Origin of the sequence: Phenylobacterium sp. (assembly GCF_028290885.1) — a bacterium.
Taxonomy (GTDB): Bacteria; Pseudomonadota; Alphaproteobacteria; order Caulobacterales; family Caulobacteraceae; genus Phenylobacterium.
Genome location: NZ_JAQGIZ010000013.1, coordinates 1 through 26,746, shown reverse-complemented (window position 1 = coordinate 26,746; position 26,746 = coordinate 1). Strand labels below are relative to the sequence as shown.

Genomic DNA, 26,746 nt, shown 5'->3' with positions numbered 1-26,746 from the left:
ACGCCTCCCGCCTCTAGGCAAACGCGCCGGCCTTGGCGAGCGCTTCGGATGGGGTGTAGGCGCCTGGCCGCCGACGGGTCAGCGCCAGCGCCATGCCCAGCGTCAGCCCCATGGCCAGCATCGAGGAGCCGCCGTAGCTGATGAACGGCAGGGTCATGCCCTTGGTGGGGATCAGGTCGAGGTTCACCGCCACATTGATGAACGCCTGCTGCCCGACCAGCACGAAGAGGCCGGCCGCGGCCACCTGCTCGAAGGGGTCGTTGAGCTTCATCGACTTGTAGAGCCCGCGCACCACGATGAAGGCGAAGAGGCTGATCAGCAGCAGGCTGAAGATCAGGCCGTACTCCTCGGCGGCGACCGAATAGATGAAGTCGGTGTGGGCGTCGGGGATGGCCCGCTTCAGCACGCCTTCGCCGGGCCCCCGGCCGATCAGTCGGCCGGCGGCGATGGCCTCGGCGGCGCGGTCCACCTGGTGGGTGTCGGCCCGGTCCGGCGACAGGAACCGGTCGACGCGGCTGGCCACGTGCGGGAACAGGAAATAGGTCGACGACAGGCCCGCGAGCGCGGCGACACCCAGGCCCATCACCCAGGACAGCGGCACGCCCGCCATCCAGAACGCCGCCCCGAAGGCGACGGTGATCAGCACGGTCTGGCCGATGTCCGGCTGGATCAACAGCAGCGCGATGGAGATGAAGTAGAGCACGAAGGCGATGGAGACGCCGGGCACGCCCTGGCCCTTCTGGCCCTCGGAGAACATCCAGGCGACCAGGATGATCAGCGCCGGCTTCATGAACTCCGACGGCTGCAGTGTGAAGCCGCCGAACTCCAGCCAGCGGGTCGCGCCCTTGGCGTTGTGGCCGGCGAACGGCAGGGCGATCATGATGGCGATGGCGATCAGCCAGATGAAGAAGGCGCTGCGCCGCACGTTCTTCACGTCGAGCATCGAGACGACGATCAGGATCACCGCCGCGCCGGCCGCGAAGACGCACTGGCGCACGGCGAAGTGGAACGGGTCCCCGACGTTCATCCGCGCCGCGGCCGCTGGGCTGGAGGCGAAGGACATCGCCACGCCGATGGCGATCAGCAGCGCCACGACGCCCAGCATCCAGCGGTCCACGGTCCACCACCACACCCCGATCGGCGAGCGGTCGGAACGCGCGAAGGCGTGGTGGGCGCGCGGGGTCGCTGCGGTCATGCGGCGCCTTTCGCGGCCTGGGTGAGGTTCTGGACGGCCTCGCGGAAGGCTTCGCCGCGGGCCTCGAAGTCGGTGAACTGGTCGAAGGAGGCGGCCGCGGGCGACAGCAGCACGATGGCCTCCTGGCCGGTCTTGGCCGCATCGGCGTAGGCCTGGGCGACGGCGGCCTCCATGGTCCCGGCCTCGACGACGGGCGCGTGGCCCTTCAGCGTCTCGGCGAAGGCAGGCGCAGCCTCGCCGATCAGATAGGCCTTGGCGACGCGGGGGAAGAGGTCGGCCAGCGCGTCGATGCCGCCGGTCTTCGGCTGGCCGCCGGCGATCCAGTAGGCCTTCGGATAGCTGGACAGAGCCTGGCGGGCGGCGTCGGTGTTGGTGGCCTTGCTGTCGTTGACGAAGCGCACGCGGCCGAGTTGGGCCACGGTCTCCATCCGGTGCGCCAGGCCCGGGAAGGTCAGCAGATGTTCGGCCGCCTCGTCGGCGGCGATGCCGAGGCCCTTGGCCGCGGCGTAGGCGGCCGCGGCGTTCTGCCAGTTGTGCCGGCCGGGCAGCGAGCGGGCGCGGTTCAGGTCGGCGACCTCCTGGGCGCGCTCGCCGGTGGCGTCGTAGAGCACGCCCTGCAGCACATAGATGCCGCGCCCCATGGCCTTGGAGGCCGAGATCGGCACGATGGTGCGCCGGTTGGCGGCGGTGATCTCGGTGCAGATCTGCTGGCCCCAGGGATCGTCGACGCCGATCACCGCGGTGTCGCCCTTGCCTTGGTTGAGCAGGATGCGGCGCTTGGCGGCCACATAGCCCTCCATGCTCCCGTGCCGCTCCAGATGGTCTGGAGACAGGTTCAGCATCACCGTCACGTCGGCGTGCAGGCTGGAGGTCAGGTCGAGCTGGTAGGAGCTGAGCTCCAGGACGTAGACGGCCCCGCCGTGCATGTCGGGCAGGTCCAGCACGCCGACGCCGATGTTGCCGCCGATGCGCACGTCGCGGCCGGCCTGGGAGCAGACGTGGCCGATCAGGGCGGTGGTGGTCGACTTGCCGTTGGTGCCGGTGATGGCGACGACCTTGGGACGCCGGTGCTCCGAGGCGGCGTTCACCGCGCGGGCGAAGAGCTCCATGTCGCCGAGGATCTCGACGCCGGCCTCGCGGGCGCGCTCCACGGTCCAGTGCGGCGCGGGATGGGTCAGCGGCACGCCGGGCGAGAGCATCAGGGCCGCGAACTTCGACCAGTCGGCCTTGGAGAGATCGGTGAGCGCGAAGCCCTCGGCCTCCGCCGCGGCCCGGGCGGCCGGCTTCTCGTCCCAGAGCGCGACCTCGGCGCCGCCGGCCACGAGCGAGCGCGCCGCGGCGAGGCCCGTGCGGGCCAGCCCGAACACGGCGACCGTCCTTCCCTCGAAGCCGCGGACCGGGATCATGGCGTGCGCGAGCCCTCCCCTACCGCAGCTTCAGGGTGGCGAGGCCCAGGAGGGCCAGCATGATCGAGACGATCCAGAAGCGGATGACGATGGTCGATTCCGACCAGCCGAGCTTTTCGAAGTGGTGGTGGATCGGGGCCATCAGGAAAATCCGCCGCCCGGTCCGCTTGAACCAGGCCACCTGGATGACCACCGACAGCAGCTCGGCGACGAACAGGCCGCCGATGATGCTGAGCACGATCTCCTGGCGGGTGGCGACCGCCACCGCGCCGATGCCGCCGCCCAGCGCCAGGGAACCGGTGTCGCCCATGAAGATCCGCGCCGGCGGGGCGTTGTACCAGAGGAAGCCGAGCCCGGCTCCGATCATCGCCCCGCAGTAGATGGCGACCTCGCCGACGCCGGGGACGAAATGCAGCTGCAGGTAGTTGGCGAACACGAAGTTGCCGACCAGGTAGGCGATCAGGCCGTAGGCGGCCGCCGCGATCATCACCGGCACGGTGGCCAGGCCGTCGAGGCCGTCGGTGAAGTTCACCGCATTGGCGGCGCCGACGATAATGAAGGCCCCGAACAGCAGGTAGAACCAGTGCAGGTTCAGCAGCGCCTGCTTGAACAGCGGGAAGGCCACCGAGGTGAGCAGGTCCGGCGCCTCGGGCGGCTTGGCCGCGAATTGGATGATGAGCAGCACCGCCGACATGGCGATGCCCGCCTCGAGCAGCAGGCGCACCCGTCCGGAGATGCCCTCCGAGGACTGCTTGGTGACCTTGGCGTAGTCGTCGAGGAAGCCCAGCAGCCCGTAGCCGGCGGTGACCCACAGGACCGCCCACACGTAGATGTTGGAGAGGTCCGCCCACAGCAGGGTGCCGATCATCAGCCCGGCCAGGATCATCACCCCGCCCATAGTCGGCGTGCCGGCCTTTTCGATGATGTGGCGCTGGATGCCCTCGGCGCGGATCGGCTGGCCCTTGCCCTGCTTGGCCTGCATCCAACGGATGAAGCGCGAGCCCATGGCCACCACGATCACCTGGGCGGTGAACACCGCCATGCCGGTGCGGAAGGTCAGGTACTTGACGAGGTTGAGGATCGAGACGTGGCCGTGGCCCCCGGCGGAGAAGTGCTCATAGAGCCAGTAGAACATCAGCCGGCCTCCCCCGAGCGGGCGTCGAGGGCCGTAAGCGCCGCCGCAACGGCGCCCGCCTTCGATCCGTTCGAGCCCTTCACCATCACGACGTCGCCGGGCTCTGCGGTCCGGACGACCAGCGGCGCGAGTTCCGCCGCTGTCTCGGCGTAGCCGCCGCGCCGAGTCGGAGGAAGGGCGTCCCACAGGGATTTCATCAGGGGGCCGGCGCAGAACACCAGATCCACCTTGGCGGCGGCCAGCGGCTCGGCGAGGGCGGCGTGGAAGCCGGGGGCTTCCTCCCCCAGCTCCAGCATGTCGGTCAGCGCCACGATCTTGCGCCCGCTCGTCGCGCGCGCGCCCAGGGTGGCGATGGCCGCGGCCATGGAGATCGGGTTGGCGTTGTAGCTTTCGTCGATCAGGGTGAAGCCGCCCTTGGGCAAGCGGATCGTCCGCTCCGCGCCGCGGCCTTCCAGCGGCTCGAAGCTGCCGAGCGCCGCAAGGCTGTCGCCCAGGTCGACCTCGAGCGCCTCCAGCATCAGCAGCACGGCCATGGAGTTCAGGCCCCAGTGGAAGCCGGTCTGCAGGATCGGAAAGTCGAGGCCCTTGCCGTGGAAGCGGGCCTGGACGACGGCATGGCCGCCCTCGGTCCCATTGGGCGCGCCCTGGAAATCGATCAGCCGGGCGTCGCAGCGCTCCCCGTGGCCGAAGGTGCGCACCGCGGCGCCGACCTTCAGCGCCTCGTCCTTCAAGACGTCGAACCAGCGGTCGTCGGCGTTCAGCACCGCGACGCCGCCCACCTCCAGCCCGGCGAACACCTCCGCCTTGGCCTTGGCGACGCCGGCCTCGCCGTCCGGGAAGTTTTCCACGTGCACCGGGCCGACCGTAGTCACTACCGCGGCGTGGGGGCGGACCATGCGGGTCAGCGGCCGGATCTCCTCGGCGTGGTTCATGCCGATCTCGAAGACCGCGCGTTCGGTGTCGCGCGGCATGCGGGCCAGGGTCAGGGGCACGCCGATGTGGTTGTTGTAGGACTTCACCGACGAATGCGCCCGGCCGGCGAGCTTCAGCCCGGCCACGATCGCCTGGGTGACGCTGGTCTTGCCGACCGAGCCGGGGACGGCGCCGCGGCGGACCTGCGGGGCGCGGTCGCGGGCCGCCGCGCCCAGGCGCTCGAGGGCTTTCAGGACGTCATCGACCATCACCGCCGAGCCGAACACCTGCCGCGAAGCCAGCACGCCGGCCGCGCCCTTGGCCATGGCCTCTTCGACGAACTCATGGCCGTCGCGGACGCCGCCCAGGGCCACGAAGAGGTCGCCCGGCTCGATCGTGCGGGTGTCGATGGAGACGCCGGTGGCCACGAAGGGCTTGCCGGCCAGCTTCCCGCGCGTGGCCGCGATGATCTCGTCGGACGTCCAGAGCGGTTCAGCCATGAAGGGCGCTTTCGGTCTCGGCGACGTCGTCGAACGGATGCACCACATCGCCTATGATCTGGCCCTGTTCGTGGCCCTTGCCGGCCACCACCAGGATGTCGCCCTCGCCGAGCAGGGCGGCGGCCGCCCGGATCGCTTCGCGCCGGTCGCCGATCTCCTGGGCGCCGCCACTTCTTGAAGACGGGGGAGCTCCGTTGAGAATCTCGGCGCGGATGGCGGAGGGTGTCTCGCTGCGGGGATTGTCGTCGGTGACGATGGCGACGTCGGCGAGGTCGGCGGCGATCCTGCCCATCAGCGGACGCTTGCCGCGGTCGCGGTCGCCGCCGGCCCCGAACACCACGATCAGCTTGCCGCGCACGTGCGGGCGAAGGGCGCTGAGCACGGTCTCCAGGCCGTCCGGGGTGTGGGCGTAGTCCACATAGGCCTCGCCGCCGCGCGGGCCCTCCCCCACGCGCTGCAGCCGCCCAGGCGCCCCCTCGAGCGCCTCGAGGCCAGCCAGCGCCTGCTCGACCGAAAGCCCCGCGGCGATGCAGAGGCCCGCCGCGACCAGCGCATTGGAGGCCTGGAAGGCGCCGGCCAGCGGTAGGCGCAGGTCATAGGTCTTGCCGTCGTGCAGCACCTTCAGCTGCTGGCCGCCAGGCAGCAGGGCGCGCTCCACGAGCTGCAGCCCCTGCCCGGCCTCGCCGACGCTCATCACCCCCTGGCCGGCGCTCACCGCGACGCCGGCGAAGGCCGGATAGGCGTCGGAATCGGCGTTCAGCACGGCGGTGCGGCCGCGCGCCAGCAGGGTCTCGAACAGGCGCAGCTTGGCGGCGCGGTAGACGCCCATCGTGCCGTGGTAGTCGAGGTGGTCCTGGGTGAGGTTGAGGAAGCCAGCGGCGGTGAGCTTCACCCCGTCGAGGCGCCGCTGGTCGATGCCGTGCGAGGAGGCCTCCAGCGCCAGGTGGGTGACGCCGGCCTGCGCTACGCGGGCCAGCAGTTCGGCCACGTCGGCGGCGTCGGGGGTGGTCAGGCCGGGCGGGGTTATCTGCTCATCCTCCGCGCCCCCCTCTTGCGTCTTGGGCACGCTGATGCGCACGCCCAGCGTCCCCATGCTGGCGGCCTTGAAGCCGGCGCGGGCGAACATCTGGCGGCAGAAGCCCGCGACCGAGGTCTTGCCGTTGGTGCCGGTGACGGCGACGCAGGTGGCCGGCTGCGCGCCCCAGAAGGCGGCGGCGGCGAGCGCGTAGGCGCGGCGGGGATCGGAGGCTATCACCAGCGGCGCCGGCAGGCCCTCGATCTCGCGGCCGGCCAGGACCGCGGCCGCGCCCTGCTCGACCGCGCGCGGGGCGAAGCTGCGCCCGTCGACCTTGGCGCCCGGCAGGGCCGCGAACAGGAAGCCCGGCCGCACCTTGCGGCTGTCGGCGGTGACGCCCTGGATTTGCGGATCGACGCTGAGGTCGCGCTTTACGAGGTCGGACAGGCGCATGGTCAATGCTCCTCCGCGGCAGCGGCCGTGCCGGTGTCGGCGGGCGTGAACGGCGCCGTATCGACGCGGCGCTGGACGCCCAGGAAGGGAGCGATCCGTTCGATTATGTGGCCCGCGGCGGGCGCGGCGACGATGCCGCCGGTCGGATCCAGGCCGGTCTTGCCGCGCTGCGGCTCGTCGAGAAGAACGAGTACGAAGTAGCGCGGCGCATCCAACGGACCGTCGGTGGGGAAGACCGCGGCGAAGGACGACACCTGCTTGGTGTTGGAGTAGCGCCTCGCCAGGGGGTCCCACTTGTCGCCGGTGCCGGTCTTGCCGCCGACGTTGAGGCCTGGAACGTTGGCCGATTTGCCGGACCCGCAGGTACAACTGACGTTGGAGCGCATGATCTGCAGCAGAGTCGCCGCCGTGTCCCGCGAGATGATTCGCGGCCCGTGGACCTGGGCGTTTGGCGGCAGCTTCCTGATGGTCAGCGGCAGCAATTCGCCGCCGTTCAGCAAGCCCGAATAAGCCCTGGCGATTGCGAGCGGGGTGACGTTCACGCCGTGGCCAAACGAGGTGGAGGCGACGGTGTCGTCGTCCCAGACCCTGGGCGTCAGCGGCCGGGCCGTTTCGATCAACTCGATCTTGGCGGGGTCCAGCAGGCCAAAGGACTTGAAATAGGCGTGCAGGCGATCGGCGCCGATCTGTTCGCCGAGGCGCGCCGTGCCGATATTCGAGGAGTGCTGGAACACCACGACCAGCGTCAGCATGGCGTGGGTCGCGTGGTAGTCGTGGATCGTGCGGTAGCCGAGCTTGAAGTCGTGGGTGGCGTCGAAGGTCGAGCTGGGCGTGGCGACCTTGGCGTCGAGGCCGGCGGCCACCGTGAAGCCCTTGAAGGTCGAGCCCATCTCGTAGATGGCGCCGGCCGCGCGGTTGAGGCGCGCGTCCAGGCTCGCCTTCCCCGGCTGGTTGGGGTCGAAGGTGGGATAGCTGGCCAAGCCGAGGATCTCGCCGGTGTGGACGTTGACCACAACGCCCGCCGCGCCCTTGGGTTTGAACTCGGCGGTGGCCTTGTAGAGTTCGTCCTCCAGCGCCGCCTGGATGCGCAGGTCGATGGAGAGCGGGACGGAGCCCTGCCCGGCCGCGGCGTTGCGGATGTCGTCGTTCAGCGCGGCCTCGGCCCCGGCCAGGCCCTCTCCGCCGGTGTCGGCGAAGCCCACCAGGTGGGCGGCGGTGTAGCCCAGCGGATAGACCCGCTTCTGCTCGGGCTCGAAGCTGACGCCGGGCAGGCCGAGGTCGTGGACGTGGGCGCGGACCTCCGGCGTCAGGCCGCCGACGACGAAGGTGCGCTTGCCGGCCCGCAGGGCGCGCTCCAGGCGCTCCGGCGTCAGTTCCGGCAGGTTGGCGGTGAGCGCCCGGCGGGTCTCGTTGCTGTCCCAGATTTCGCGCGGGTCGATGTAGAGGCCGTAGTGCAGGAGGTCGGCGGCCAGCATCTCGCCGTTGCGGTCGACGAGGTCGGCGCGCGCCGCGCCCATGGCCGGGACGGCGTCGCCGCGGCCCGCGCCGGAGAACAGGGCCGCGTGGGTGGCGCCGATGGCCAGCGTCACGAAGCCTGCGCCGAACAGCGCCAGGACGAAGAAGATGCGGATGCGGGTGTCGTCCTCGGCTCGGCCTGAGGCCCGCGCGCGCTCGAAGGCGTGCTCCAGGCGCCAGACCCAGCCGAGCAGGCGGCGCGAGAGCCAGGACGGGCCGAAGGTCGACTGCCCAAGGCTCATCGCGCGACCTCGGCGAGGACGGTTGTGGTGGCGAGCGGCGCGGCCGGTTCCTGCGGGGCGACCGTCATCGGGTCGGGTGTCGCCTGGACCGGGACGGCGGGGGCGGCGATGGGCTTCAGCGCCAGTTCCGGCAGGGCGTCGGGCGTGGCCTCGTGCTTGATGGGAACGGGGGCCAGGCCCAGGTAGGTCTCGGAAAGGCGCTCGATGCGGGCCGGCTGCTCCAGGTGGCTCACCTCGGCCTTCAGGAGCCGGACGCGGGCCTTTTCCGCGACGATCTGGCGCTCGACAACGGCGATCTTGGCGCGCTCGCCGCCGGCGATGGTCTTGGCCAGGTAGACCCCGAGGATCAGGCTGGCGAGCAGGCCAACCGCCACCAGGTCGATCAGCCGGAAGCCGCGCACCCTGCGATTGATCCAGCTCATGCCGCGGCCCTCCAGGCGGGGGCGTCGGTGCGCACCGCCGCCCTGAGTTTCGCCGAACGGGCCCGGGGGTTCGCCGCCAGCTCCGCCGCCGACGGCGTCTGGGCGCCGTTGAAGAGCAGCTGGAAGCTCGGCGCCGCGGCGGTCTCCACCGGCGGCGCATGGCGCGATCCCCCCGGCGTCTTACCCGCTCGCACCGCCAGGAAGGTCTTCACGATTCTGTCTTCCAGCGAATGGAACGTGACGACGCAGAGGCGCCCGCCGGACTTCAGCGCCCGCTCGGCGGCGGCGAGGCCCGCCTCCAGCTCCGACAGCTCCTCGTTCACGGCGATGCGGATGGCCTGGAAGGAGCGGGTCGCCGGATGCACCTTGGCGCCCCTGCGGCCACCCAGCGCCTTCTCGATGAACTCCGCCAGCTCCAGGGTGCGGGTGAAAGGTTGCTCCTCGCGGCGCCGCGCGATGGCGCGCGCGATCCGGCGGCTCTCCCGCTCCTCGCCGTAGACGAACAGGATGCGGGCGAGCTCGGCGGGCTCGGTCTCGTTGACCAGGTCGGCGGCGGTCGGGCCGTCGGCGGCCATGCGCATGTCGAGCGGCCCGTCGCGCATGAAGGAGAAGCCACGCTGGGCTTCGTCGAGCTGCATGGAGGAGACGCCGATGTCGAACACCACACCGTCGACGGCGGCCTCGCCGGTCTCGGCGTCCAGCTCGGAGAAGCGGCCTTCCATCAGGCGGAAGCGGTCGGCGGGCAGGCCGTCGGCGAAGCGGCGGGCCGAGGGGTCGCGGTCGAAGGCGATGACGCTGGCGCCGGCGTCCAGCAGGGCGCGGCTGTAGCCGCCCGCGCCGAAGGTGCCGTCCACCAGCGTCTTGCCGGCGCGGGGTTGCAGCGCGTCCACGACCTCGTCGAGCAGGACGGGCGCGTGCGGGGAGGTCATCCGGCCCCTCCCGGCGAGGCGAGGCGCGCGGCGCGCTGTTGTGCGCGCATCGAGGCCAGGCCCTCGCGGGCGACCTCGCGCTGGGCGGCGCGGTGCGCCTGGAAGGCCTCGCGCTGCCAGATCTGGAAGCGGTCGCCGAGGCCCACGACCACCACCCAGTCGGTGAGGCCGAACTGCTCGCAGAGGATTTCCGGAAGGGTGATGCGGCCGGCGGTGTCGAAGCTCAGGCGCGCCATGCCGCCCAGCACCGAGGTCTCCAGCGCGCTGCGGATCGGGTCGCCGAACTCCAGCTCCTCGATCACGCCCAGGTAGCGGTCGAACAGCGCCTTGCCGCCGCCTTCGATGCAGTCGGCCTCGATGGAGGGAAAGCAGAACACCCCGTCGAAGGGGCCCGAGGTCAAGGCGCGGTACTCCTGCGGCACGACGATGCGCCGCTTGCCGTCCAGCTGTTTCTCGAAAGTCGAGAGAAACACCGCCACGCCCCCGATATCCGACCGCTCCACTAGCGGTCCTACGCCTTCGCCCGACAGCCCGCCCCAACCCGCCGGTTTTGGTTAGCGAAGTACGAATGGGCTATCATGGGATGAATTGGGAGTAAATGACTCTGAACGACTCTTTCCTAGAGAAACCAAGGTGTCGCACCCAAGTATGGTTAACCAGAAGTTCTTATCCACAGAACATACAGAGAACTATGGCCCCGCTTGTTAACGAACGGACGCTCCTCCCCCGAACCGCGGAGTTGAGGGAGGCGGAGGAACTTTGAAAAAATGGACCAGACGGCCTGTAAGCCGGGTTCTGTGCCGTCCGGCGCCGAAGCGCCGGACGCGGCGATCATTCCTCTGGACCGCCCCTCGCGGGACGGTTCTCGCGACCTACCCGGACCGCCCAGGCCTACGACAGCCCTGCCCTCCTTCGCCAAGGCTACGGAGGGCGCACGGTCCCTATTCGGTCTTGCTCCTGACGGGGCTTGCCATGCCGTCCCTGTTGCCAGGGACGCGGTGCGCTCTTACCGCACCCTTTCACCCTTCCCGCTCCGGAGAGCGGAGGTTTGCTTTCTGTGGCGCTATCCCTGGGGTCGCCCCCGGCGGGCGTTACCCGCCGCCATGTCGTCGTGGAGCCCGGACTTTCCTCGACCTCCTTGCGGAGGCCGCGACCGCCCGGCCGTCTGGTCCGCCCCGAACGTGGTCGTTCGGGACGGGGAGGTCAAGCGCGAGCGCCCGCGCCCGCGCCCCAACTCGGGAATGGCTTGGCCCATCACAGCAGGACGCCGCTCATTCGCCCCGCATCCGCCGCGCGATCGGATGGTCGCCGAGCGCAGCGATGACCCCGGCGCGGTCGGCCGCGTCCTTATTCTGCGAGAGCTTGGTGGTCCCTTCCAGGCGCTCGACGCTCATCCGGGCGCCGACGATGGCCCGGGTCATGGCCTCGAACCGGCCGGGCGACATCTTGGCCCGCGTCCACGGCGGCTTCGGCGCCAGCCGCGCCTCTTCCTGGGCCGCGAGATCGTCAAGCAGGGTCACGAGGCCCGCCTCGTCCAGGGCCGCCACCGGCCCCTCCGCCTCGACGCTGATATAGTTCCAGGTCGGGACCTGGTCGGCGCTGGCGTACCAGTCGGGGCTGACGTAGGCGTCGGCCGCAAGGCTCACCGCCACGGCCCGGAAGCCCTCGGCGATGGCGGCGGCGAGCGCATTGCCGCGCGACAGGTGGAAGTCGAGGGCCGGCCCTTTTTCGAGACGACGGATCACCACCGGCGCATGGGCGACCAGCAGGCGGCCGTGCGGCGCCGCGGCGAGCGTCACGAAGGGATTCTCGGCGAGGCAGGCCAGCAGCGGCTCGACCTCGACCTCACGGAAGGCCGGTTGCGGATGCATCAGCCGGCGAGCCTGAGCAGTGCGATCAGCTGCGCCCGCGTCGCCCCATCCGCGATCCCGTCCACCTTGTCCTGGCGCCAATGCCGCTGGAAAGCGGCGACCACGGCCTTGGTGGCGACATCGAACTGGCCGGACGGCGGCAGGTCGTAGCCGAGCCGCGTGAAGCCTGCCTGCAGGGCGAAGACCTCCACGCCCTCGGCCCCCTCGGCCAGCGGCTTGCCCGGCGCCGGCGGGGCCTCGACCCAGAGGCCGTGGCCGGCCTGCGCCAGCCGTTTCCAGGGGAACAGCTCGCCGGGATCGTCCTTGCGCCCGGGGGCTACGTCGGAATGTCCGACGATGCGGTCGTCGCCGATCGTCCAGCGGCTGCGGATGTCGCCCACGAGTTCGATCACCGCGGCGATCTGCGGCTCCGTGAACGGGCGGTAGCCGAACTCGTGGCCCGGATTGACGATCTCGACGCCAATGGAGACCCCGTTGATGTTGCGCTCGCCCTTCCAGTACGAGACACCCGCGTGCCACGCACGGCGTTCCTCGGGCACCAGGCGGAAGACGCGGCCGTCCTCCTCGACCATGTAGTGGGCCGAGACCTTGGCTTCGGGGTCGCGCAAGCGGTCCAGCGCCGCCTCGCCGCCCCGCATGCCGGTGTAGTGCAGCACCAGGATGTCGGGCGGCGCGGTGCGGGCGTCGAAATTTGGGCTGGGCGCCTCGATGAGGTTCATTGCGCGCGGTTCCGGATGGCGAGCAGCAGCGGCATGACCTGGTTCCTGCGCAGCGCGATGATCAGGACGCCCGAGAGCGCGATGGCCGTTCCGACCGCCATCCGCACGCCGAACGGATCGTGGAAGATCGCAACCCCCAGCGCGATGGTGGCCAGCGGCGTCATCAGCGTCAACGGCGAGATCAGGTTGGCCTCATAACGGCCGATCAGGAAGTAGTAGATCGTGTGCGCGCCGACCGAGACGACCAGCCCGGAATAGAGCACCGCGGCGAAGAACGGCCAGCCGGCGGCGAGCCCCTGCCCCAGCTGCCCAGGCTCGAGGACCGCCGACAGGATCGCCAGCGGCCAGAAGGACGCGAACCCCACCCAGGCCTGGAACTGCAGCGGTTTCACGCCTTCGATCTGCTTCATCATCACCGCGCCCAGCGAGCCCGCGAAGGCCGCCGCCACGACATAGAGCAGGCCCTGCGAGATCGAAAATCCGTTGGGGTCGTACATGACCGCGAGCGCGCCCGCGAAGGTCAGGCCGATGCCGAGCGCACGGCGCCAATGGATCCGCTCGCCCAGCATACCCATCGAAAGCAGCGTGGTCATCGGGACGCCCAGCTGGCTGATCACCGCCGCGGCCGAGGGCGTCGAGGTCTTCAGGCCGATAAACAGCAAGGCGAAATTGCCGCCGCCCATCAGGAGCGCCACGACGACAAGACGCCACCTCGGGCGCGGCATCGGCCAGAGCCAGGGCAGCGTCGCCAGCGCCACGATCCCGAACCTCACTGCCGCATAGAACAGCGGCGGCAGCCCCAGGTGGCTGACCACATATTTCGAGACGATATTGTTCGAGGCCCAAACCAGGCAGACCAGCACCAGGAGCCCGAAATCGCGCAGAGACATGGGTGCTGCGCTTAAAGCGCGTCGACGTGGCCGTCACGCCTCGGCTTCTGATTAGATTTGGGCCTCAGGCACAACTGAATCCCCGGCTTGGATCTCAACCTTGCGGCGCGTGAACCGCAGCGAGGTGAGCGTCGGCGAAAACGCCACCACCTTGTTGTCCACCAGGCCATGGGCCTTGGCGGCGGCCATGACCTCCACATCCTTGACCGTGGCGGCCTTGCCCTTGCGCGAGACGATCCAGAGCGCGCCGGTCTCGGCCAGCATGGGGACAAGGGCATCGACGCGAGCCAGGGCCCCGGCGTCGTCGGCGGCGTAGAACAGCAGGTCCAGGTCCGCCAGCGCAGTCACCGGAACCGCGCCCTTTTCGGCGAGCTCGGCGCTGAATTTCGGATCGGCGACGCCCATGACGGCGACCCGCATGCCGGGCTTCACGCCAATCTTGTCCATCCGGCTCTTGGGGTTCAGCACAGCCAATTCAGATCTCCGCCCATCCCGCCGGCCGATGGGCCGATCGACGATGAGCCGGGGGCTATAGCACTAAGCCGCCTGGCCGAGGCTCAAGAACTCGTAGCGGGCCAGGTGGTGGTCGGTGCTGCCGAAGGCGCTTTCGATCATGGTGGCGCGCTTGAAGTAGTGGCCGATGGCCATTTCGTCGGTCATGCCCATGCCGCCGTGCAGCTGGATGGCGTTCTGGCCGACGAACTTGCAGGCCTTACCGATCTGCACCTTGGCGGCCGCGGCGGCCTTGGTCCGTTCCCGGTCGTCGGCGAGCTTGATGGTGGCCATGTAGGTCATCGAGACCGACTGCTCGAGCTGGATGAACATGTCGACCATGCGGTGCTGCAGCACCTGGAAGGACGAGATCGGCTGGCCGAACTGCTTGCGCTGCCGGGTGTAGTCGAGGGTGCTCTGGTGCAGCTTGGCCAGCACCCCGCAGGCCTCGGCGCAGGTGGCGGCGATCGCTTCGTCCACCACCTTCTCGACCAGCGGCAGGGCCTGGTCCTCGGGCCCGACCAGGGCGTCGGCGCCGACCTTGACGTTCTCGAGGATGACCTCGGAGGCGCGGAAGCCGTCGACGGTGGCGTAGTCGCGGGTGGTGACGCCCGGCGCGGCCTTCTCGACGATGAAGACGCTGACCCCTTGCGCGTCGCGCTGCCCGCCGGCGGTGCGCGCGGTGACGATCAGGTGGGTGGCGTAGGGCGCGCCGATCACCACCGCCTTGTGGCCGTTCAGCACCCAGGACCCGCCGTCCTTCTTCGCCGTGGTCTTCAGGTCGGCGAGGTTGTAGCGCCCCTGCGGCTCGGCGTAGGCGAAGGCGAAGATCGCCTCGCCGGCGATGATCTGGCCGATCAGCGCCTCGGCCTGTGGATGGCCGGAGTGCTTGAGGAAGCCACCGCCGATCACCACCGTCGAAAGGTAGGGCTCGACGACCAGCGCCTTCCCGAACTCCTCCATCACGATCATGTTCTCGACCGGCCCGCCGCCCAGGCCGCCCAGCTCTTCGGAGAATGGCGCGCCCAGGATGCCCAGCTCCTCGGCGAAGGCCTTCCACGTCGCCGGACTCCAGCCCGGCTCCTGCGCCAGCATCGCGCGGCGCTGATCGAACGAATAGTGGTCCGCCAGATAGCTCGCGACCGTGTCGCGCAGCATCGACTGTTCTTCGGTGAAGCTGAAATCCATCTGAGGGCCTTACTCCGAAGGTCCCCCTCCCGCTTGCGGGGAGGGGTTAGGGGTGGGGGTGTCTGCGCTGAGCCGGGCGAAGTGAAGCCGAAGTCAGAGCCCCAGAACCATCTTGGCGATGATGTTGCGCTGGATCTCGTTTGAGCCGCCGAAGATCGACGTCTTGCGGCCGTTGAACATCTCGCCGGCGACGCCCGCCGCATAGTCCGGCCCGATCTGAGCGTTGTGGCCGAGGTCGCGCAGGAACGGGGCGCCGTAGTGGCCGACCGCCTCCAGCGCCAGCTCCTGCAGCCGTTGCTGGATCTCGGTGCCCTTGATCTTGAGGATCGAGCTCTCGGCGCCCGGGCCCTTGCCGCTCGATTCGCCGGCCATGGTGCGGAGCTCGGTGAACTCCAGCGCCGTCAGGTCGATCTCCAGCTCGGCCACCTTGCGGCGGAAGAAGGCGTCGCTGAGCAGCGCCCCGCCGGCGTCCGACCGCTCGGTCCTGGCCATGTCGCGCAGCTTCTCCAGGCCGCGCTTGGAGCGCGCCACCCCGGCGATCCCCGACCGCTCGTGGGCCAAGAGCGCCTTGGCGCAGGTCCAGCCCTGGTTCTCGTGGAAGATGCGGTTCTCGACCGGCACCTTCACATTGTCGAGGAAGACGTCGTTCACCTCATGGCCGCCCTCCAGGGTGACGATCGGCCGGACGTCGATGCCCGGACTCTTCATGTCGATCAGCAGGAAGGAGATGCCCGCCTGCGGCTTGGCGTCGGGGTCGGTGCGGACCAGGAAGAAGCCCCAGTCGGCGAACTGGGCCAGCGTCGTCCACGTTTTTTGGCCGTTCACGATGTAATATTCTTTGCCGTCGTCGGTAGTGATCCGCTCGGCCTTGGTCTTCAACGAGGCGAGGTCGGAGCCCGCGCCCGGCTCGGAGTAGCCCTGGCACCACCAGGCTTCGCCATTATAGATGCCCGGCAGGAACCGCGCCTTCTGCTCCTCGGTCCCGAAGGTGTAGATCACCGGCGCCAGCATCGCGACGCCGAACGGCAGCACCGGCAGGGCGTCGGCGTCGGCCAGCTCCTCGGACCAGATGTACTTCTGCGTCGGCGTCCAGCCGGTGCCGCCGAACTCCTTCGGCCAGGACGGCGCGACCCAGCCCTTCTTGGCCAGCACCTTGTGCCAGGAGAGGTACTGGTCCTTGCTCAGCGGCCGGCCGCTCTCCTGCGCCGCGCGCAGCTCGGCGGGATAGTTTTCCGTGATGAAGGCCCGGACCTCTTGGCGGAAGGCGTTCTCTTCAGGCGTGAAGTCGAGGTTCATGGCCGTCTCCCTGGCGCGCCTGTTTACGGCGTATCCACAGGGTCGCGACCATACGCCGGAAGCCGCGGCAAAGGGAAGATGACGTTAACGTAAGCGTCATGGTGGTCGCCGGCCGCGAACCCTGCCGCAGCTCCAGCCGTTCCCTCGGCTTGCCTACGCCGCAGAAGCCGTGCACGCCTCCCCACCCATGCCCAGGATTGTCACCTACAACGTGCATCGCTGCGTCGGGAACGACCGGCGGCTGAACGTGGCGCGGATCGTCGAGGTGCTGGCGGCGCTGGAGCCCGACATCGTGGCGCTGCAGGAACTGGACGTGGGCCGGGCGCGGACCGGCGGGGTCGACCAGGCCCATGAGATCGCGCGTGGCCTCGACATGGCCTGTCACTTCCACGCGGCGTTGACGGTTGAGGAGGAGCGCTACGGCGACGCCATCCTGACCTGCTTCCCCGAGCGGCTGATGCAGGTGGGTCCCCTGCCCGGCTACGACCGCATCCGGGCGCTGGAGCCGCGCGGGGCGCTGTGGGTCGAGGTGGAGATCGAGGGCGTGCCGGTGCAGATCATCAACACGCACCTTGGGCTGGTGCCGCGCGAGCAGCAGATCCAGGCGGCCTGGCTCGCCGGCCCGGCCTGGCTACAGCACCCCCTCTGCCAGGGGCCCAAGATCCTGCTGGGCGACTTCAACGCCACCGCCGCTTCTGTGGTCTACCGCACCCTGGTCGCCCGGCTGAAGGCCGCGCGTGGACTCTCGCCGAAGACCTCGCCCACCTCGACCTTCCCCTCGCCCCTGCCGGTGCTGCGTATCGACCACCTGTTCGTAAGCTCGGAGATCAAGGTCACGGACGTCTTCGCGCCGTTCTCACCGCTGACCCGGGTCGCGTCCGACCACCTGCCGCTGGTGATGGACTTCGAGATCAGTTCCTCCCTCGACGCGAAGACGACGGGGAAGGTGGCGGCGAAGCCGACGGAGGGGGCGCGAAGCGGCCGACGCTGAGCTTGGGGCTTCGCGCCCCCTCCAGACTGGTTTCGTTGTCCCCCTCCCCCGAAGTGTTCCCGCCGAGGGAGGAACGACTTGCCGGCGGCTCCAGCACCTGTATCTGCCGCACCGCCTCATAGAGCCGTTCCCGGCGGCGGATCGGGTTCCAGGAGTCCTTCGGGTCCTGTGGGTCGCCCAGGTGGTACTTGGCGACGAATTCACCGAAGGCGGTGACCGAAGGCGGTTCGATCGGCCGCAGCCGGCCGTCGCGGTTCAGGGCGTCGATGGCCGCGACCAGGCCGCCGTAGTCGGCGCGCGCCTTCGCCAGGGCGTCGCCGGTATGGCCCATGAAGTGGCCGACCAGGCGGTCGCGGAAGGCCAGGATCGTCCGCCGCACGTCCTCGTCGTCGGACTCCACGACGAGCTCGCACTCGGTGTCGAAGCCGCCGGAGCGGTTGTTGAGGTTGGCCGAGCCGACCCGGGCGATGCGGTCGTCGAACACGCTGGTCTTGGAGTGCACGATCACCGTCCGGCCCCGCTCCGTCGCCGGCCAGAAGGCGCGGAAGCGGCCGAAGATGTCCGCCGAACGCAGCCGCCAGATCATCGCGCCCCGCGCCCGGTCCATGGTCAGGTGATCGAACCAGCTGGGGGCGTGGCCCGTGGAGACCAGCACCACCTCCGGCCCCTCCGGCTCGCCCAGCCGCGCGGCCAGCGCCTCGGTGATCAGCGGCGAGGTGAAGTACTGGTTTTCGAGATAGATGGTCTGCTTGGCCTCGGCGATGCAGGCCAGGGTCAGCCGGCGGATCTCGTCGACCTCGGGGCGCCGCTTCCAGCTGGGAACCGTGCGCGCGATGGCGACCTCGACGTTAGTCATCGCCGGCGGCACGTGCTCGGGCCAGGGGTCGCCGCCGGCGTCCTCGGGCGGGGCCAGGGTTTCGCCGGTGGCCAGCCGCCAGCGCTCGCGGGCAAGGTCGCCGAGCGCGCGGGCGGCCTCGCCGTCGACCGCCATCATCACCTCGTGGCGGGGGGCGTGGTATTCCTGGTCGGGCATGATCCGGCGCGGGTCGTCGTCGCGGTGGCCGGGCGTGTCCCAGCGGTCGACGGAGATGTCGCCGCCGCCGCAGAACGCCAGCCGGTCGTCGATCACCAGCACCTTCTGATGGTGGCAGGCCCCGAACGGCACATGGTCGTCCAGCCGGAACTTCACCGGCGTGTCCTTGAACCAGGCGCGGGCCTTGTGTGGGAAGAACTCCTGCTGGGCGGCGATCGGCAGGGCTGAGCGCCAGATCAGCAGGCGGACGTCCAACTCGGGCCGCGCGCAGGCGAGTTCCACCAGGATGCGGCCCACCTCGTCCGGGTCGTCGGGGCCGTCGTAGCCGTCAGGGAACAGCCGCGTGCGCGGGTCGAACCCCCAGCCGAGCAGCAGGATCGAGCGGCGGGCCTTCTGCAAGGCGTCGAAGACCGCGGTGAAATAGGCCTCGGTGTCGACGAGGAAGGCCGCCCGGTCCGCCCGCGCCGTGCGCCAGCAGGTCTCGCCGGGTCTCAGAACCGAGGTCAAGCTGTCACGGATCCCTCCACCCCGAATCGGGGCGCTAGCCTCCGATCAAAGGCCCGCCGCAAAGGTTGGGTTCCACGATCCGGAACGCAAGAAAAAGCGCACCGACCCGAAGGACGGCGCGCTGCGCTAGTGTGCTGGGTTCGTCACATTCACAGGCCAAGCGCCAAGCGAACTTCAAATCCGGAAAGCACACTAGAAACATAGACTTGCTAGCGTCCTCGTCGATTCCAAAGTTCACCAAGGCCAGCCGGAAACGCCTGCGAACTTCGGAATCGGGACACTAGGACGGCTGAGGGCTGGGGCGGCTCAGCGGGAGACGGCGGCCGCCTTTGCGCCGCCGAGATAGGCCATGCAGGGGCCGTTCACCTCGGCGGTCAGCCGCTCCCTGATATCCGGCCTGGCGGCGTCGCGCTTGCCGCGGGTCTGCTCGTCCTTGCCGCGTTGCAGGATGACGTCGTTGCGGCTGAGCCCTTCGGTCTTGAGCAGGGCGTCAAGGCTGGCGGTGTCGCCGATCCCCAGGCCGGCGGCCAGGCCGCGGCAGCGGTTGGCCTTCAGGTAGTCGAGGTCGGTGATCCGGGCCGAGGCCGTGGCGGCGCCCGCGGCGGCGAAGCTTAGCGTGGCAAGAAGGATAGCAGCGGCTTTCATGATTGTTTCTCCCTCAGAACAATTGCTGAGCGGAAACTGACGGCAGCCTTGCCGAATCTCAAATGAATTACAGGCAATGAACAGTATTTAATGTTTACGTCGTTTGGTCGTTACGTTGTTGTTACTTGTGACTACAATTTACCTGTCACGCTTCGTCCGAAAATGGCATGAGGCGGCATGGCTGCCCCGATCCCCGTGCTGGACGCTGCCGGCGTCAACGCCCTGTTGCAGAAGGCCTTTCCCGACGCGCCGCCGGCCGCCTTCCCCACCGTGGTCGAAGTGACGCCGGGCCGGGTGAAGGTGGTGGCGCCCTATCGAGACGGGCTCCTGCGGCCCGGCGGGGTGATCTCCGGCCCGGCGCTGATGTCGCTGTCGGACACCGCGGCCTATGCCCTTGTGCTGGCGCACATCGGCGACCAGCTGATGGCTGTGACCTCGTCGCTGACCATGCACTTCCTGCGCGGCGCCCGGCCCGGCGACATCCACGCCGAGGCCGAGATGCTGCGGCTCGGGCGCCGCAACGCGGTGTGCGAGGTGCGGCTGTGGACCGAGGGCCGCGACCGGCTGGCGGCGCAGGCCACGGTCACCTACGCTCTGCCGCAGCCATGAGCCCACCCACAGCCCCCAAGCCGCCCAGTGGGGCCTCCGGCCCGCCGGCGGCCATCAAGACGCCCTGCGTCCAGGTCTGCGTCGTGGACGGCGAGAGCGGGCTCTGCATGGGCTGCTACCGCCAGCTGTCGGAGGTCGCCGGCTGGACGAAGCTCACCGACGCGGACCGCGCGCGGATCATGGCCGAGCTCCCGTCGCGCCGCAGCCGCATCCGGCCCGAGAAGCTGGCCATGTTTGGTTAAGCCTACCTGTTCACGGCTTCTAAAAACCCGAGGCTTAACCTTCCCGGCATCAGCAGCGCGAAACCGGCTGCGCCAGGGTCCCCGGCAACGTGTCGAGCCTTTCGAAATATATCTTCGTGGCGGTGGTCAGCGGCCTTTCGGCCGTCACCTGCTCCGAGGCGATCATGACGCTGGCCGCCCGTGCGCCTGCGTCCCAGGCCGCCCGCGCCGAAACCGCCCTGCACATGGCGATCTCCGAGCCGGCGCCGGCCGGACCCGCGGCTACCATCCGCAAGTCCGCCGACGGCGAATATTGGGCCCAGGGCCAGGTGAACGGCGCCAGCGTGCGCTTCCTGGTCGACACCGGCGCCAGCGCCGTGGCGCTGACGCCCGCCGACGCCCGCAAGCTGGGCTTCGACATGGCCGCCCTGAACTACGGCTACCGGGTGGTCACCGCCGGCGGCTCCACGCGGGCCGCGGCCGTGAAGCTGGCCAGCGTGACGGTGGCCGGCGCGCGGCTGGACAACGTCGACGCCCTGGTGATCGAGAAGGGCCTCGACACCTCGCTGCTGGGCATGAGCTACCTAGGCCGCCTCGCCAGCTTCCAGGCGACGCGCCAGGCGCTGATCCTGCAACCCTAGAGCCGTCTCGAGAGACGGCTCGATCTTCACGTCAGGGGCCACGGCGGCCAGCGCCGCGTCCACGACCTCCAGCCCCGCGCCGGGCTTGACGCTCTCCACGGTGAGGATCCGCCGCCAGGTCCTGGCGCCCGGCGCCCCGTGGAACAGGCCCAGCATGTGCCGGGTCATGGCGGCCAGGTGGGTCCCCGCCGCCAGCTGGCGGGCGATGTAGGGCCGGTAGCGCGCCACCGCCTGCGCCGGGCTGACCACCTCGCCGTCGCCGAACAGCCGCGCGTCGACCTCGCCCAGCAGGCCCGGCGTGTGGTAGGCGGCGCGGCCCAGCATCACCCCGTCCACCTCCGCCAGGTGCTTCTCAGCCTCCTCCAGCGAGCCGATCCCGCCGTTGATCACGATGGTCAGCTCCGGCCGCTCGCGCTTCAGGCGATAGACCAGCGGGTAGTTCAGCGGCGGGACGTCGCGGTTCTCCTTGGGCGACAGGCCCTGCAGCAGCGCCTTGCGGGCATGCACCACGAAATGGCGCACGCCGGCCTGGGCGCAGAGATCCACCAGCCGGAACAGACTCTCCTCCGGCGCCTGGTCGTCGACGCCGATGCGGCACTTCACGGTCACCGGGAGCTTCACCGTGGCGGCCATCGCCGCCATGCATTCGGCCACCAGCTGCGGCTCGCGCATCAGGCAGGCGCCGAAGCGGCCCGACTGCACCCGGTCCGAGGGGCAGCCGACGTTGAGGTTGATCTCGTCGTAGCCCTCCGCCTCGCCGATCCGTGCGGCCCGGGCGAGGTCCGCCGGCTCCGACCCGCCGAGCTGCAGCGCCACCGGATGCTCCGCGGCGTCAAACGCCAGCAGCCGCGCGCGATCGCCATGCAGGATGGCGCCGGTGGTCAGCATCTCGGTGTAGAGCAAGGCGCGCGCGCTCAGCGTCCGGTGCAGGACCCGGCAAGGCCGGTCCGTCCAGTCCATCATGGGGGCGACGGACAGTCTATGTGCTTGATTTTCCGTCACTTTTTCTCTATACATCAACACGTTATCGGCGACGGGCCGCCCGACGTTTTACGACGTTCCACGCCCCAATTCGCCGCTTTTCGACGTCTCACTGCACGGGATTTGCACGCAGACATGGCCTCGATCCAGCGTGAAAAGTCCGGGACCTGGCGCGTGCAGGTCCGCCGCAAGGGCCGCTCGATCAGCGAGACCTTCGTCCGGCTGCTGGAGGCCCCTTACCACGGGCTGGCGCTGACGGCTGACGGCCGCACGCTATGCCTCGCTGGCCGGGAGTCGGATCAGGTCGCGCTCGTGCGGGCGCCGGAGCTCTCGCTGATCGCCACGATCAAGGTCGGGGCGGCCCCCGGCTGGGCCGAAATCGCCGACGGCGGTCGCCTCTGCCTCCTGCCGAACGGGCGTAGCAACGACCTGTCGTTCGTCTCCATCCCGGATCGCAAGGAGGTCGCGCGCGTGGCCGTCGGCCGCGGTCCGCGCCACGTGCGCACAGCGAATATTCCGGCGACGGTGATCGCCGAGGTCGAAGCGAGGGCCTCTTCCAAGCTGGCGAACTGAGCCCGCGATGCGCCAAAAGCGGGAGTTGGCGCCGCTCCAGTTTCGAAACTTCGGCGCTGTCGTTCGGGACTACGGATGACCGTCGATCAGGCGCGGCGGGGCGGCGGCATCTTGTCTGTCCAGCGGGTGGCCGCCTCGTAGGCATTTGCGAGTTGGAGGCAGGAAATCTCGCCGCGGTTCGGCCCCACGATTTGCACGCCGATCGGGAGGCCCGCGGCGCCGAAGCCGGCGGGGACCACCAGCGCGGGATTTCCAGCCAGCGTTACCAGCAGCGCCGACTTCATCCACTCATGGTAGGTGCGCATCTCGCGGCCCGCCACAGCCTTGGGCCAGCGCTCGTCCACCGGGAACGGAAACAGTTGCGAGCTGGGCAGTACCAGGTAGTCGTAGCGGTCGAACAGCCTGTTGAGCGCCATCGACCAGGTCGTGCGGGCCGTGGAGGCGGCGGTGATCTCGTAGGCGGTGAGCGGTAGCGCCGTCTCGACCTCCCAGACCGCTTCGGGCTTGAGCAGCGCGCGCTCGGCGGGATTGCGGTAGTTGGCGAGGATTGATCCACCCTGTTGCCAGGCCCGCAACTTGATAGTGGCCTGCCAGGCCTGCTCGACGGGTGCTGCGACCTTCGTCTCCTCGACCGTGCAGCCCAAGGCCTCGAAGGTCTTCAGGGCCGCGCGGCACAAATCCAACACCTCGGGCTCGTGAGGGACCTCGCCGCCGAAGTCGCCGAGCCAGCCGATGCGGCGGCCTTTCACAGGGGCGTCGAGGCTTCGCCCGTAGATGGCGCCGCCGCCAGGTAGAGAGAGCGGGCTGCGCGGGTCGTAGCCCGCCTGTACCGAGAGCAAGAGCGCCAAGTCCTCCACCGAGCGCGCCATCGGCCCCTGCACGCCCATGCTGGGTAGCCAGACTTCCGGCCCCGCCGCCGGCACCACGCCGAAACCGGTGCGGAAGCCGAACACGTTGTTCCAGCCAGCAGGGTTCCTGAGGCTGCCGCCGTAGTCGCTGCCGTCGGCCAGCGGCAACATGCGCGAGGCCAACGCCGCGGCCGCTCCCCCGCTTGAGCCCCCCGCCGAACGGCTGTGGTCATAGGGATTATGCGTGGCGCCAAACACCGGGTTGAAGGTATGCGAACCGAAGCCGAATTCCGGCGTGTTGGTCTTGCCAACGAAGATGACGCCGGCCTCGCGCAGGCGCTCCGCCATAAGGCCATCGGCCGCCGCGACGCGGTCCTTGTAGATCGGCGAGCCCTGGGTGAAGCGCAAACCCTTCACCGGCTGCAAGTCCTTCACGGCGTGCGGAAGGCCGTGCAAGGGCCCGAGAGTCCCGCCCCTTGCCTGCAACTCGTCTGCAGCCATCGCCTGGGCCATCAGGGTCTCACGGGCCGGCATCGATACGACGGCGTTGACCGACGGGTTCACTGCCTCGATTTGATCGAGGCAGGCCGCCATAACCTCGCGCGCCGAAGCCTTTTTCGAGCGGATCGCCGCCGCCAGGGCTGAACCGCCGATGCGGGAGAGATCGGAGCCAGCCGCCACCGCCACGCCCGAAGACGCCGCCAGCACAACTCCGGCGCCGGACGCGATCACAGCCCGACGCGTCGGATCCTCACCTTGGTCGCCGCCCATGCCCGCCTCCCCCGAGAAAGGGGCAAGGCTAGTACCGCTGTTCGCGCATTGCACGGAGCCTTTGCGCCAGGAGCAGGCATTGGCGTGATGTCCGAATGCGGACTCTTGGTTCGTGGCGCTAATGTTCTTGAGCGGCAGCTCATTCCGACGCGATCAGGTGAAGCTCGAAGCTGAGGCGTTGCGCTGATAGTGGACCGGCGACGTCCCGACCAGTTCCTTAAAGCGCTTCGAAAGGTGACTTTGGTCGGCGAAGCCCGCATCCAGCGCGGCCTGGGACGCCGGAAGGCCCTGCTGCAAAAGCGTCCTGGCAAGCTGCACCCGAAGCTGCGTCTGCAGGGTGTGCATGGGAATGCCGACGTGCCGTCTGAACTGGCGCATCAGGTGGTACGGACTGACGTGGACGGCGGCGGCGATGTCGAAGACAGAGAGGTTTTCGGTGAACCGCGCGCGGATCATCGCGTAGGCCGCCCGCACTTGCCTCGACGCCTCGGCGATGGATTGGTCGCGTGGCTTCCACGAGGAGCCGTGGCCGCGGGCCAGCGCGCGGACAGCCTCGAACCGCACATCTTCGCGCCTCAGCCGGCTGGTCCCGCCGACGATCGAGGCGTGCATTCGACCGAGCGCTGCGAACACGCGGCGGTCATGCAATACACCCGAGCGGAAGCCGGGCGCGGCCCCCGAACCTTCGGCCCCGGCGACGTCGGACAGGACGGAGATCGGGATGTAGAGGGCGCGATACCTGAGCTGCTCTCCCTCCGCTCGGCTGCCGGTGTGGAGATCGCCGGCGTTGACGATGGAGATCGACCCGGGCTCAGCGATAAACCGCCGACGCTCGCGCATGAACGACTTCGCGCCAGTGTCGATCAGGCCGATCATCAAGCCGTCGTGGGTGTGCGGCTTGAAGCTGTGGTTCCTGAACCTGGCCGCCGCTGCTTCCAGTCCCTCGCACCCCGGGTCCCTCCAGAAGGTGACGCTGTCGGACGGCGTCTGGCGGGCGTCGCCCAGGCCATTTGCGTGCGCAAGATCGGACAAGACGACGGTGTCTCCACGGCGGTAGCTGCCGTCTGATCTTCCGCCCTGTTTCGGACCGACGCTCATGACCTCCGATTTCGACCCCTATACTCTGCTGGCGCACCTGGACGGGTCGGGGCCGGTCGGCTCCCACCCCATAAGCCCGCCAATATACCAGACCTCCACGTTCGGCTCAGGGGACGCGGAGACATTCCTGGCCATGGCGACGGAGCCCCTGCACGCCGGATTCTACACCCGCTACGGAAACCCGACCACGCGTGCGTTCGAAGACGCGATGGCCGCGATCGAAGGCGGCGAGGCGGCGCTCGCGACAGCGTCCGGCATGAGCGCCATCGTCGCGACCCTGCTGACCTTCGTGTCTCATGGGGAACATGTCGTCGCACAGCGCGCGCTCTACGGCGGCGCGACGGGCCTTCTGAAGAACATCGCGCCACGGCTGGGCATCGAGGTCTCGTTCGTTGATCAGGTCGACCCGCAGGGGTTCGCCGACGCCATCCGGCCGACCACCCGGTTGATGATGCTTGAAAGCCCTTCGAACCCAATGCTGCGGCTCACCGACCTGCGCGCGGCCACCGACATAGCCAGGTCGGCCGGCGTGACGACCCTGGTCGACAACACGATCGCCTCGCCAATCAATCAGCGACCGCTCAAGTTCGGGGTCGATCTCGTCATGCACAGCGCGACGAAATACATCTCCGGCCACAGCGACGTTTCGGCCGGCGTGATCGTCGCTTCCAAAGCGAAGATCGAGTCCGTCTGGGAGAAGGCCTATATCCTTGGCGCCACCTTGGATCCGTTCGCGGCCTGGCTCGCCCTGCGCGGGCTGCGCACATTGCCGATGCGGGTCGAGCGGCAAAACCAAACGGCCATGCGGGTCGCGGCTTTCCTCGCGCAACACCCCAAAGTCGAGCGGGTCCACTATCCGGGCCTGCCGACCCATCCTCAGCACGATCTCGCTTGTCGGCAGATGACGGGCTTCGGCGGCGTGCTCAGCTTTGAAGTTGCGGGAGGCGCCCCCGTGGCGGAATCGACCGTTGCGGGCCTGCGCCTGGCTCACCGTGCCGCAAGCTTCGGCTCGTTCTCCTCATTGGTGGTGCATCCCGCCGCGATGTGGTCGGGAATGATGGACGCCGAGCAGCTTCGTGACGCCGACCTTCCGCCCAGCCTGGTCCGTCTGGGCGTCGGCTTCGAGGCCCCGGACGCACTCATTGAAGATCTCGACAAGGCCCTGGCTGCAATTCCGCGCTGAAGCGATTTCGCCTGGCCGAACGGGATCTAATCAACCACTGGAGCCAAGTCCGCGAGGACCCCCTCGCAAAGCGCCACCAGGCGCGTCACCTCCGCCAGCTCGAATTTCGAAGGCGAGGCCACGGCGCCTCGAGGCTCTTCAGGAGGCGGTTGCAAGGCTTCAGGCGGCATCGTGGAAGATCACCCCTACGGTGTGGCGCTTGCCTGTGTGCAACTTGCTGACGCCGTGATTGAGCTTCACCCGGTAGTCGCCACGCACGCCGTTCACAGGCCGGCCGGCGACCGCGAAGACGGCGGCGTCGCCCTTGCGGAGCGGCAGCACCATGGGTCGGGTCTGCATGCGCGGGCGTTGTTCGGTCATCACGAACTCACCGCCCGTGAAGTCCTCGCCGGGCTCGTCCAGCAAGACGGCGATCTGCAGCGGGAACACATGCTCGCCGTAGAGGTCCCGGTGGAGGCAGTTGTA

27 protein-coding genes and 1 other RNA gene are annotated in these 26,746 nt (G+C 69.2%); 6 read left to right on the top strand and 22 right to left on the bottom strand.

Annotated elements, in window-relative coordinates; genetic code table 11:
* Window positions 1-13 precede the first annotated feature (13 nt).
* The 16 genes from ftsW to JWP28_RS01000 all read right to left on the bottom strand — a co-directional run bounded on the left by ftsW (window position 14) and on the right by JWP28_RS01000 (window position 16,180).
* On the bottom strand, window positions 14-1,195 hold the full coding sequence (gene ftsW / locus JWP28_RS01075) for a putative lipid II flippase FtsW (RefSeq protein WP_299538999.1): 1,182 nt from the start codon (window positions 1,193-1,195) through the stop codon (window positions 14-16).
* Window positions 1,192-2,601 (bottom strand): UDP-N-acetylmuramoyl-L-alanine--D-glutamate ligase, encoded by a 1,410-nt coding sequence (gene murD / locus JWP28_RS01070; RefSeq protein WP_299538997.1) that lies wholly within the window; start codon window positions 2,599-2,601, stop codon window positions 1,192-1,194. The genes ftsW and murD overlap by 4 nt, the downstream gene beginning before the upstream one ends.
* Before the next feature lie 19 nt (window positions 2,602-2,620).
* Window positions 2,621-3,736 carry a phospho-N-acetylmuramoyl-pentapeptide-transferase gene (mraY, locus tag JWP28_RS01065; protein WP_299538994.1) on the bottom strand — a complete coding sequence of 372 codons (1,116 nt, stop codon included), beginning with the start codon at window positions 3,734-3,736 and terminating at the stop codon, window positions 2,621-2,623.
* Complete coding sequence (gene murF / locus JWP28_RS01060; RefSeq protein WP_299538991.1) at window positions 3,736-5,148, bottom strand: UDP-N-acetylmuramoyl-tripeptide--D-alanyl-D-alanine ligase; 1,413 nt, start codon at window positions 5,146-5,148, stop codon at window positions 3,736-3,738. Before murF ends, mraY begins: the two co-directional genes overlap by 1 nt.
* Window positions 5,141-6,622: a UDP-N-acetylmuramoyl-L-alanyl-D-glutamate--2,6-diaminopimelate ligase gene (locus tag JWP28_RS01055; protein WP_299538988.1), complete on the bottom strand. Its 1,482-nt coding sequence runs from the start codon at window positions 6,620-6,622 to the stop codon at window positions 5,141-5,143. The genes murF and JWP28_RS01055 overlap by 8 nt, the downstream gene beginning before the upstream one ends.
* Window positions 6,619-8,373: a penicillin-binding protein 2 gene (locus JWP28_RS01050; protein WP_366143775.1), complete on the bottom strand. Its 1,755-nt coding sequence runs from the start codon at window positions 8,371-8,373 to the stop codon at window positions 6,619-6,621. Before JWP28_RS01050 ends, JWP28_RS01055 begins: the two co-directional genes overlap by 4 nt.
* Window positions 8,370-8,795: a cell division protein gene (locus JWP28_RS01045; protein ID WP_299538986.1), complete on the bottom strand. Its 426-nt coding sequence runs from the start codon at window positions 8,793-8,795 to the stop codon at window positions 8,370-8,372. Before JWP28_RS01045 ends, JWP28_RS01050 begins: the two co-directional genes overlap by 4 nt.
* Window positions 8,792-9,724, bottom strand: a complete 933-nt coding sequence (rsmH, locus tag JWP28_RS01040; RefSeq protein ID WP_299538984.1) for a 16S rRNA (cytosine(1402)-N(4))-methyltransferase RsmH — start codon at window positions 9,722-9,724, stop codon at window positions 8,792-8,794. Before rsmH ends, JWP28_RS01045 begins: the two co-directional genes overlap by 4 nt.
* Window positions 9,721-10,197, bottom strand: a complete 477-nt coding sequence (locus tag JWP28_RS01035) for a division/cell wall cluster transcriptional repressor MraZ (protein ID WP_299539025.1) — start codon at window positions 10,195-10,197, stop codon at window positions 9,721-9,723. Before JWP28_RS01035 ends, rsmH begins: the two co-directional genes overlap by 4 nt.
* Window positions 10,198-10,492: 295 nt before the next feature.
* An RNA gene (rnpB, locus tag JWP28_RS01030) (RNase P RNA component class A) lies at window positions 10,493-10,893 on the bottom strand.
* Between the two features lie 102 nt (window positions 10,894-10,995).
* Window positions 10,996-11,595: an FMN-binding negative transcriptional regulator gene (locus JWP28_RS01025; protein ID WP_299538981.1), complete on the bottom strand. Its 600-nt coding sequence runs from the start codon at window positions 11,593-11,595 to the stop codon at window positions 10,996-10,998.
* Window positions 11,595-12,314: an N-acetylmuramoyl-L-alanine amidase gene (locus JWP28_RS01020; RefSeq protein ID WP_299538978.1), complete on the bottom strand. Its 720-nt coding sequence runs from the start codon at window positions 12,312-12,314 to the stop codon at window positions 11,595-11,597. Before JWP28_RS01020 ends, JWP28_RS01025 begins: the two co-directional genes overlap by 1 nt.
* Window positions 12,311-13,204 (bottom strand): DMT family transporter, encoded by an 894-nt coding sequence (locus JWP28_RS01015; RefSeq protein WP_299538976.1) that lies wholly within the window; start codon window positions 13,202-13,204, stop codon window positions 12,311-12,313. Before JWP28_RS01015 ends, JWP28_RS01020 begins: the two co-directional genes overlap by 4 nt.
* Window positions 13,205-13,255: 51 nt before the next feature.
* Entirely contained in the window at window positions 13,256-13,678 is a 423-nt protein-coding gene (locus JWP28_RS01010) for a hypothetical protein (protein ID WP_299538973.1), read from the bottom strand.
* Between the two features lie 63 nt (window positions 13,679-13,741).
* On the bottom strand, window positions 13,742-14,884 hold the full coding sequence (locus JWP28_RS01005; protein ID WP_299538971.1) for an acyl-CoA dehydrogenase family protein: 1,143 nt from the start codon (window positions 14,882-14,884) through the stop codon (window positions 13,742-13,744).
* Between the two features lie 93 nt (window positions 14,885-14,977).
* Window positions 14,978-16,180, bottom strand: a complete 1,203-nt coding sequence (locus tag JWP28_RS01000; RefSeq protein ID WP_299538969.1) for an acyl-CoA dehydrogenase family protein — start codon at window positions 16,178-16,180, stop codon at window positions 14,978-14,980.
* Window positions 16,181-16,367: 187 nt separating this feature from the next.
* Here JWP28_RS01000 and JWP28_RS00995 point away from each other — a divergent pair, with 187 nt between their 5' ends.
* A complete protein-coding gene (locus tag JWP28_RS00995; RefSeq protein ID WP_299538967.1) occupies window positions 16,368-17,171 on the top strand; it encodes an endonuclease/exonuclease/phosphatase family protein in 804 nt (267 codons plus the stop codon).
* Here the strand turns inward: JWP28_RS00995 and JWP28_RS00990 are convergent.
* On the bottom strand, window positions 17,092-18,711 hold the full coding sequence (locus JWP28_RS00990; protein WP_299538965.1) for a phospholipase D-like domain-containing protein: 1,620 nt from the start codon (window positions 18,709-18,711) through the stop codon (window positions 17,092-17,094). The genes JWP28_RS00995 and JWP28_RS00990 overlap by 80 nt on opposite strands.
* A gap of 306 nt (window positions 18,712-19,017) precedes the next feature.
* Complete coding sequence (locus tag JWP28_RS00985; protein WP_299538962.1) at window positions 19,018-19,356, bottom strand: hypothetical protein; 339 nt, start codon at window positions 19,354-19,356, stop codon at window positions 19,018-19,020.
* 177 nt (window positions 19,357-19,533) lie between these two features.
* Here JWP28_RS00985 and JWP28_RS00980 point away from each other — a divergent pair, with 177 nt between their 5' ends.
* From JWP28_RS00980 to JWP28_RS00970, 3 genes are all read left to right on the top strand, one after another.
* On the top strand, window positions 19,534-19,965 hold the full coding sequence (locus JWP28_RS00980; protein ID WP_299538960.1) for a PaaI family thioesterase: 432 nt from the start codon (window positions 19,534-19,536) through the stop codon (window positions 19,963-19,965).
* A complete protein-coding gene (locus JWP28_RS00975; protein WP_299538958.1) occupies window positions 19,962-20,207 on the top strand; it encodes a DUF1289 domain-containing protein in 246 nt (81 codons plus the stop codon). Before JWP28_RS00980 ends, JWP28_RS00975 begins: the two co-directional genes overlap by 4 nt.
* 89 nt (window positions 20,208-20,296) lie before the next feature.
* Window positions 20,297-20,827: a TIGR02281 family clan AA aspartic protease gene (locus JWP28_RS00970; protein ID WP_299538956.1), complete on the top strand. Its 531-nt coding sequence runs from the start codon at window positions 20,297-20,299 to the stop codon at window positions 20,825-20,827.
* On the opposite strand, the gene dusA is transcribed toward JWP28_RS00970, so the two are convergent.
* Window positions 20,771-21,844, bottom strand: coding sequence for a tRNA dihydrouridine(20/20a) synthase DusA (dusA, locus tag JWP28_RS00965; RefSeq protein WP_299538954.1), 1,074 nt, complete (start codon window positions 21,842-21,844; stop codon window positions 20,771-20,773). The genes JWP28_RS00970 and dusA overlap by 57 nt on opposite strands.
* Window positions 21,845-21,943: 99 nt before the next feature.
* On the opposite strand from dusA, the gene JWP28_RS00960 reads away from it, so the two are divergent.
* Entirely contained in the window at window positions 21,944-22,381 is a 438-nt protein-coding gene (locus JWP28_RS00960) for a hypothetical protein (RefSeq protein ID WP_299538952.1), read from the top strand.
* Between the two features lie 86 nt (window positions 22,382-22,467).
* On the opposite strand, the gene JWP28_RS00955 is transcribed toward JWP28_RS00960, so the two are convergent.
* Together JWP28_RS00955 and JWP28_RS00950 are read right to left on the bottom strand one after the other, a co-directional pair.
* Window positions 22,468-24,000 carry an amidase gene (locus tag JWP28_RS00955; protein WP_299538950.1) on the bottom strand — a complete coding sequence of 511 codons (1,533 nt, stop codon included), beginning with the start codon at window positions 23,998-24,000 and terminating at the stop codon, window positions 22,468-22,470.
* A 153-nt stretch (window positions 24,001-24,153) separates the two neighbouring features.
* On the bottom strand, window positions 24,154-25,032 hold the full coding sequence (locus JWP28_RS00950) for an AraC family transcriptional regulator (protein WP_299538948.1): 879 nt from the start codon (window positions 25,030-25,032) through the stop codon (window positions 24,154-24,156).
* A gap of 64 nt (window positions 25,033-25,096) precedes the next feature.
* On the opposite strand from JWP28_RS00950, the gene JWP28_RS00945 reads away from it, so the two are divergent.
* Window positions 25,097-26,281, top strand: a complete 1,185-nt coding sequence (locus JWP28_RS00945; RefSeq protein ID WP_299538947.1) for an aminotransferase class I/II-fold pyridoxal phosphate-dependent enzyme — start codon at window positions 25,097-25,099, stop codon at window positions 26,279-26,281.
* 159 nt (window positions 26,282-26,440) lie between these two features.
* On the opposite strand, the gene JWP28_RS00940 is transcribed toward JWP28_RS00945, so the two are convergent.
* The coding region (locus JWP28_RS00940) for a 2OG-Fe(II) oxygenase (protein WP_299538945.1) at window positions 26,441-26,746 on the bottom strand (306 nt) is incomplete at its 5' end.